Below are 5,172 nucleotides of genomic sequence, written 5' to 3'. Positions count from 1 at the left end.
TTAGAATTAAAGGCGATAAAGGGTTTATAACCGTTAAAGGTATTGGAAACAAGTCTGGAACTTCAAGATTTGAATGGGAAAAAGAAATTTCTGTTAAAGATGCTACAGATTTATTAAAAATTAGCGAACCGGGTGTTATTGATAAAACACGTTTTAATGTAAAATCTGGAGAACATACTTTTGAAGTTGATGAATTCTATGGTGAAAATGATGGTTTAACTGTTGCTGAGGTAGAACTTTCTTCGGAAGATGAAAATTTTAATAAACCGATCTGGTTGGGTGAAGAAGTAACAGGACAAGTAAAATATTACAACTCCATGTTAATGAAAAACCCTTATAAAAATTGGTAATAAGTTTAAGATAATAAGTAAAACAGAATATTTAAAAGGTAAATAAATGAGTGCAAAATTACAAAGTGGATTTGATGTATTGGATATGAAAAACTATCGAATGGAGAAACTCCCAAAGCGAGAGAAATCTAAATTTGAAAGTTTTTTAATGCGTATTGGTGGTCCATTAGCAATTCTATCTTTTGTGCTCATTTTATTTGTTTTAAAAATACCTTTTTTAGATGATTTAGATACAACATCATTAAGTACAAGTGCAAAAAGTAACTTTCAAAATATAGGTTTGGAAAATTTTATTTTTTCAAACAAAGCAATGCTAGCCATTTTTGTTGCCTCTTTAATTTTATGGATTACAGAAGCAATTCCGAACTACTTAACATCCTTAATTTTAATAATTGCATTGGTGTTAACACAAGTTTTACCAGAGGAGGTAGCTTACGCACAACTCGGTCACAAAGTAATGTGGTTAAACATTATGTCATTTGTTTTAGCAAGTATGTTAGTAGCTACTGGAGTTGCCAAACGGTTTGCACTTTGGTTTATAATTAAATTTGGTAAAAGTGCTTCTTCGGTAATTTTGAGCTTTATGGTTATTAATGTGGTATTGTCTTTATTTATTTCAGCTACTACTGCAAAAGCAGCTATTTTATTGCCCGTTTTTATGGTAGTTGCTGCAATTTATGGAGCCTCAAATGGTAAACAAAATAATGTTGGGCGAAATGTTTTACTTCAAAATTTATTTCAGAATAATATGGGAGCCAGTTCATTTTTAACAGGTTCTGGAGCCAATTTATTGGCAGCGTCATTAATAGCTGGTGCTATAGGAAGTGATATATTTTTTTCTGAATGGATGATAGCTTCATTTCCAGTAGCAATGGCATTAATGATTATTGGTTGGATAATTGGAATGAAAATTATTTTTCCAATTAAAAAAGAAGATAGTAAACCAAGTATTCTAGGAGGAATGGACAGTCTTAAAAAAGATTTGAAAGACTTAGGGAAAATATCCTTTAATGAGGTTAAATCTATAGTAATATTTGTGAGTATACTTGCTTTATGGGTAACCGATAAGTGGCATGGTGTTAGTCCAACAGCGGTTGCATTTGTTGGAGCAATTATTGCATTAATACCTAAAATTGGTATTGTAAAATGGAATGATGTAGATATTCCTTGGCATTTATTGTTATTCTCAGCGGGAGCATATACATTGGGAGCTGGTTTTAAAGTAACAGATCTTCCATCGATATCAGTAAACGCTTCATTTGATGCTTTAGGATTTGGCGCAGAGACACCTTTTTGGATTTTGTATGTAGTACTTACAGCAGCAATGGTTTTTAGTGCTTTATTTATGCAATCTAAAACTATGAGAGCCATGATTTTTATCCCTATTGCCATCGGGATTGCAACTCGTTTTGATTTTCCAATTATGAGTTTGGCCTTTCCAACTGCGTTATTAATTGAACATGTGTACACATTACCTTTTAATAGTAAGCCTGCCTTACTTTTATATTCTACAAATCAATACAGTATGTCAGATGGATTTAAATTTGGGTTTACAATGCAAGTTATTGCCTGGGTTATGTCAATTATAATGGCAATGACCTATTTTAAATGGTTGGGTATTACGCCAAATGGTTTATTTTAATCCCCAGATACGAGATACCAGATTTAAATGATACAGGATAACGTAAAAATTCACGATAATTTTTCTCTAGAAATAAAATCTATTTATGAAAATATTTCAGAAAAGAAAAAAACAACATATAATACGCTTACGTATCTTTTTATTCCAAATGGTTTAAACATTAACAACCAAACCTATCCTAAAACTAAGTTTTATAACGATGTTAAAGTATATATTAGGTACAATGCATCGGAATATACAATAGATGAAATTCTTAATTTAAAAACAGGGCCATTACATCAATTAATTAAAATTGTAAAAAAAATATCTGGAAAAAAAGTTTCAAAAAAAAATAAGCTAGAGTTTGAATCTAGAGTAAAAATGCTGGGTGCTATTTTAAACAATACACTTAGAATAGCGACTTCATTTTTAAAAGAAAACAGAAAACTTGATACTGATTTTTCTATAGATTTTTTTAAAAAACTTAAAAAGGTTTTAGTAATTTATAGAGACTTAGTTGAAAGTATTGAAGGATTAAAAATAGATGAAGAATTAAAAAATATTATAAAATACGGAGATGAATATATTAGTAATATTATAAATTATTACTTAATTGATTGGTTAGAATATTATAAAATTAGCAATATAGAAAAAGAACTATTAAAAGAAGTAATTACGTTTATTAAGGAGGAACAAACCTATCGAAAAGCGCAAAATTTTGATGTTACTAATAATAAAGATTTTTTTGATGAACTATTATTTCATAAAAGAAGTCAGCTTAAAAAATTTATAGAAAGTGTGTTGTTTTTAAATAGAGATATTAGAAAAGATGGCGCTTTTTTTGAGCAATCTGTTTTTGCTGTTGCCGCAGGTTTGGCAATGATTTTTTCCACAGGTATCGCTTTCTATTATCAACAAGTGTATGGAAATTTCACCCTGCCATTTTTTATTGCATTGGTGGTTGGTTATATGTTAAAAGATAGAATTAAAGCATCTATAGGTTTATTATTTGTAAGTAAAGCAAATTCATTTTTTTACGATTTTAAAATAAAAATTAAAGATTCAGGTACAAATTTAATTGGAATTATTAAAGAGAATTTTACGTTTGTTCCTTTTAATAAATTAGGGCCAAAGGTTAAAAAACATCGTTTAAAAAATAAATTTATAACTGCTGATTATAATTTGATGGGAGAACAAATTATTCAATATAAAAAGAAAATTGTTATTTATCCTAAAAAATTTGGTGAAGAAATATCAGACAATAGATTAAACAGTATTGTTGATATAACTCGCATAAATCTCTACAGATTTACTACTCAAATGGACGATCCTAAAAAAGAATATTCATTATTAAAAAAAGGAAAAATCATCAATAGAGTTGGTAATAGAATTTACCATGTAAATCTTATTCAAAAATTATACTCTGAAAAAGGAGTAGAATTTAAACGTTACCTTGTAATAATGAATAGAAAAGGTATTAAGCGTATCGAACCTGTTGAATTAGATGTTCTTTAATATATATTTTTAATTCGGATAAAGTATGTAATTTTATAACTACAAAAAGAAGTTAAAAAATTATGAATACTTATATTGAACTAGTAAAAACCTATCCTATTTATAGCGCAATGATTCAGTTTGCGATTTTAGGAACATTGGGTGACATATTTTCTAAATGGATGCAGCGAGGTGCTGTTTTTATGCCTTATAAATATGCTGTTGTTTTTTTAAAAATGGTGGAATGGGCTCTTTTAGCCATAGCGATAAAATATGCATTTATTGGTTATCAAGGATTTATTGATAGTTTAATAGTTCAAGGGTATTTGCCAGAGCTCAACTTATTTGGAAGGGCGTTTGCGGTTTCTGTAGCAATGAATGTGCAATTTGGTTTACTATTGGTAATTCTTCATAGGTTTTTAGATAACTTAATTTCACGTGAAAATAATTGGAAAAATATTGATAAAGGAATGCTTTCTTTAATCTGGTTTTGGATTCCTGCCCACACTATAACATTTATGTTAGACAAGCCATATCAAATTGGTTTAGCAGCTATCTGGTCGTTGGTTTTAGGTGTTATTTTGGGGTATTTTAATAAAACCAAAGTAACCTAATAAGAATAATTACTAATTTTTATTCAATATTATTTTTAGTCTTTTTATTAAAATTAAAGCGATTACTCCTCCTAAAAAAGAAACTATTAAATTTAAAATAAGTAGTTTAATATTTATTGTATCTGCTTGTACTATTGTAAAAGGGTCAAAGCCTAATCTTCCAAAAGATTTAAGAAAAAAGATACTTCCAAATACACCTGCAATTGTATTTCCTACAATTCCAAAAGAATATTTTTTATATGCAACAGCCATTAAATTTGCTCCAATTATTCCTGTTAAAATACTTATTAATGAAATTAAAGTTGCGGTCATAATTACGTAATTAATGTCCGTAATCCATCTTATCAATTTTCCCTTTCAAAACCCTTTGTTGAATAATAATATAAATTAAAAGTAAAATTACAACAATAATTGCCAAATTAAAAGCAACAGACAATCCATATTCAGAAGCTGCTGTATTGTAAATTGTTAAAGATTCATTTATAGTATTAGTTGAGGGTAATAATACAGGAAATAACGAAGCTAAAGAAGACGTAATACCACCAATTATTAGGAATGTTGAAAGTGCAAAACTATAACTATCTTTTTTAATTTTCTTAATAAAAAATAACCCAAATAACCCTGTAAAATAAATGGTAGGAAAAATTAATAAATAAGGGTTGTCTACAAAATTATTGAGCGAATTAGGATTGACTATTTGCCAAACAACTATTGAAAAAAGTGTTAAAACAAGTAATGCAATGTTTAAATTAAAAATAACATTTTTCAACTTTTTATTAATGGATGTATTTGTTTTTAAGCGGATCCAAGCTGCGCCGTGAATGGCTAAAGTTACCACGGCAATAATTCCAATAATTAATGTAAACCAGTCTATTACGCCTGGATGTTCGCTTAACGGACTAAAACTACTGTCCCATAATGGAAGAAAAAAGTAATGTGCTTCATAAAGAGAGTTTCCATTTTCAACACCACCTAAATTAACTCCTCTAACTATATTTCCTAGAGCAATTCCAAAAAATAATGCTAATAATAAACTAGAAACTCCAAAAGCTGTATCCCAAATTGAAGACCACATTTTATTGTTGAATTGACT

At 28.6% G+C, this 5,172-nt stretch carries 6 protein-coding genes; 4 read left to right on the top strand and 2 right to left on the bottom strand.

Going from position 1 to position 5,172, the window contains the following annotated elements:
- The 4 genes from AB1Z17_RS07035 to AB1Z17_RS07020 all read left to right on the top strand — a co-directional run.
- Positions 1 to 350: CYTH domain-containing protein (locus AB1Z17_RS07035; RefSeq protein WP_368051090.1), on the top strand; the 350-nt coding region annotated here is incomplete at its 5' end.
- 46 nt (positions 351 to 396) lie between these two features.
- On the top strand, positions 397 to 1,992 hold the full coding sequence (locus AB1Z17_RS07030; protein ID WP_368051089.1) for an SLC13 family permease: 1,596 nt from the start codon (positions 397 to 399) through the stop codon (positions 1,990 to 1,992).
- 27 nt (positions 1,993 to 2,019) lie between these two features.
- Entirely contained in the window at positions 2,020 to 3,486 is a 1,467-nt protein-coding gene (locus AB1Z17_RS07025) for a hypothetical protein (protein WP_368051088.1), read from the top strand.
- 62 nt (positions 3,487 to 3,548) lie between these two features.
- On the top strand, positions 3,549 to 4,079 hold the full coding sequence (locus tag AB1Z17_RS07020; RefSeq protein ID WP_368051087.1) for a hypothetical protein: 531 nt from the start codon (positions 3,549 to 3,551) through the stop codon (positions 4,077 to 4,079).
- Between the two features lie 12 nt (positions 4,080 to 4,091).
- Here the strand turns inward: AB1Z17_RS07020 and AB1Z17_RS07015 are convergent, their stop codons facing one another.
- Positions 4,092 to 4,391, bottom strand: coding sequence for a hypothetical protein (locus AB1Z17_RS07015; protein ID WP_368051086.1), 300 nt, complete (start codon positions 4,389 to 4,391; stop codon positions 4,092 to 4,094).
- 10 nt (positions 4,392 to 4,401) lie between these two features.
- Positions 4,402 to 5,172 (bottom strand): cytochrome d ubiquinol oxidase subunit II (locus AB1Z17_RS07010; RefSeq protein WP_368051085.1); only part of this gene is annotated, 771 nt, incomplete at its 5' end.

Source organism: Lutibacter sp., assembly GCF_040883305.1.
Taxonomy (GTDB): Bacteria; Bacteroidota; Bacteroidia; order Flavobacteriales; family Flavobacteriaceae; genus Lutibacter.
The sequence above is the reverse complement of the archived record's forward strand: the minus strand, read 5'-3'. Positions and strand labels throughout refer to the sequence as shown.

Coding starts and splice junctions, on each gene's coding strand:
- AB1Z17_RS07025 (WP_368051088.1), top strand. CDS start 2,020: ATGATACAGGATAACGTAAAAATTCACGATAATTTTTCTCTAGAAATA.
- AB1Z17_RS07030 (WP_368051089.1), top strand. CDS start 397: ATGAGTGCAAAATTACAAAGTGGATTTGATGTATTGGATATGAAAAAC.
- AB1Z17_RS07015 (WP_368051086.1), bottom strand. CDS start 4,391: ATGACCGCAACTTTAATTTCATTAATAAGTATTTTAACAGGAATAATT.
- AB1Z17_RS07020 (WP_368051087.1), top strand. CDS start 3,549: ATGAATACTTATATTGAACTAGTAAAAACCTATCCTATTTATAGCGCA.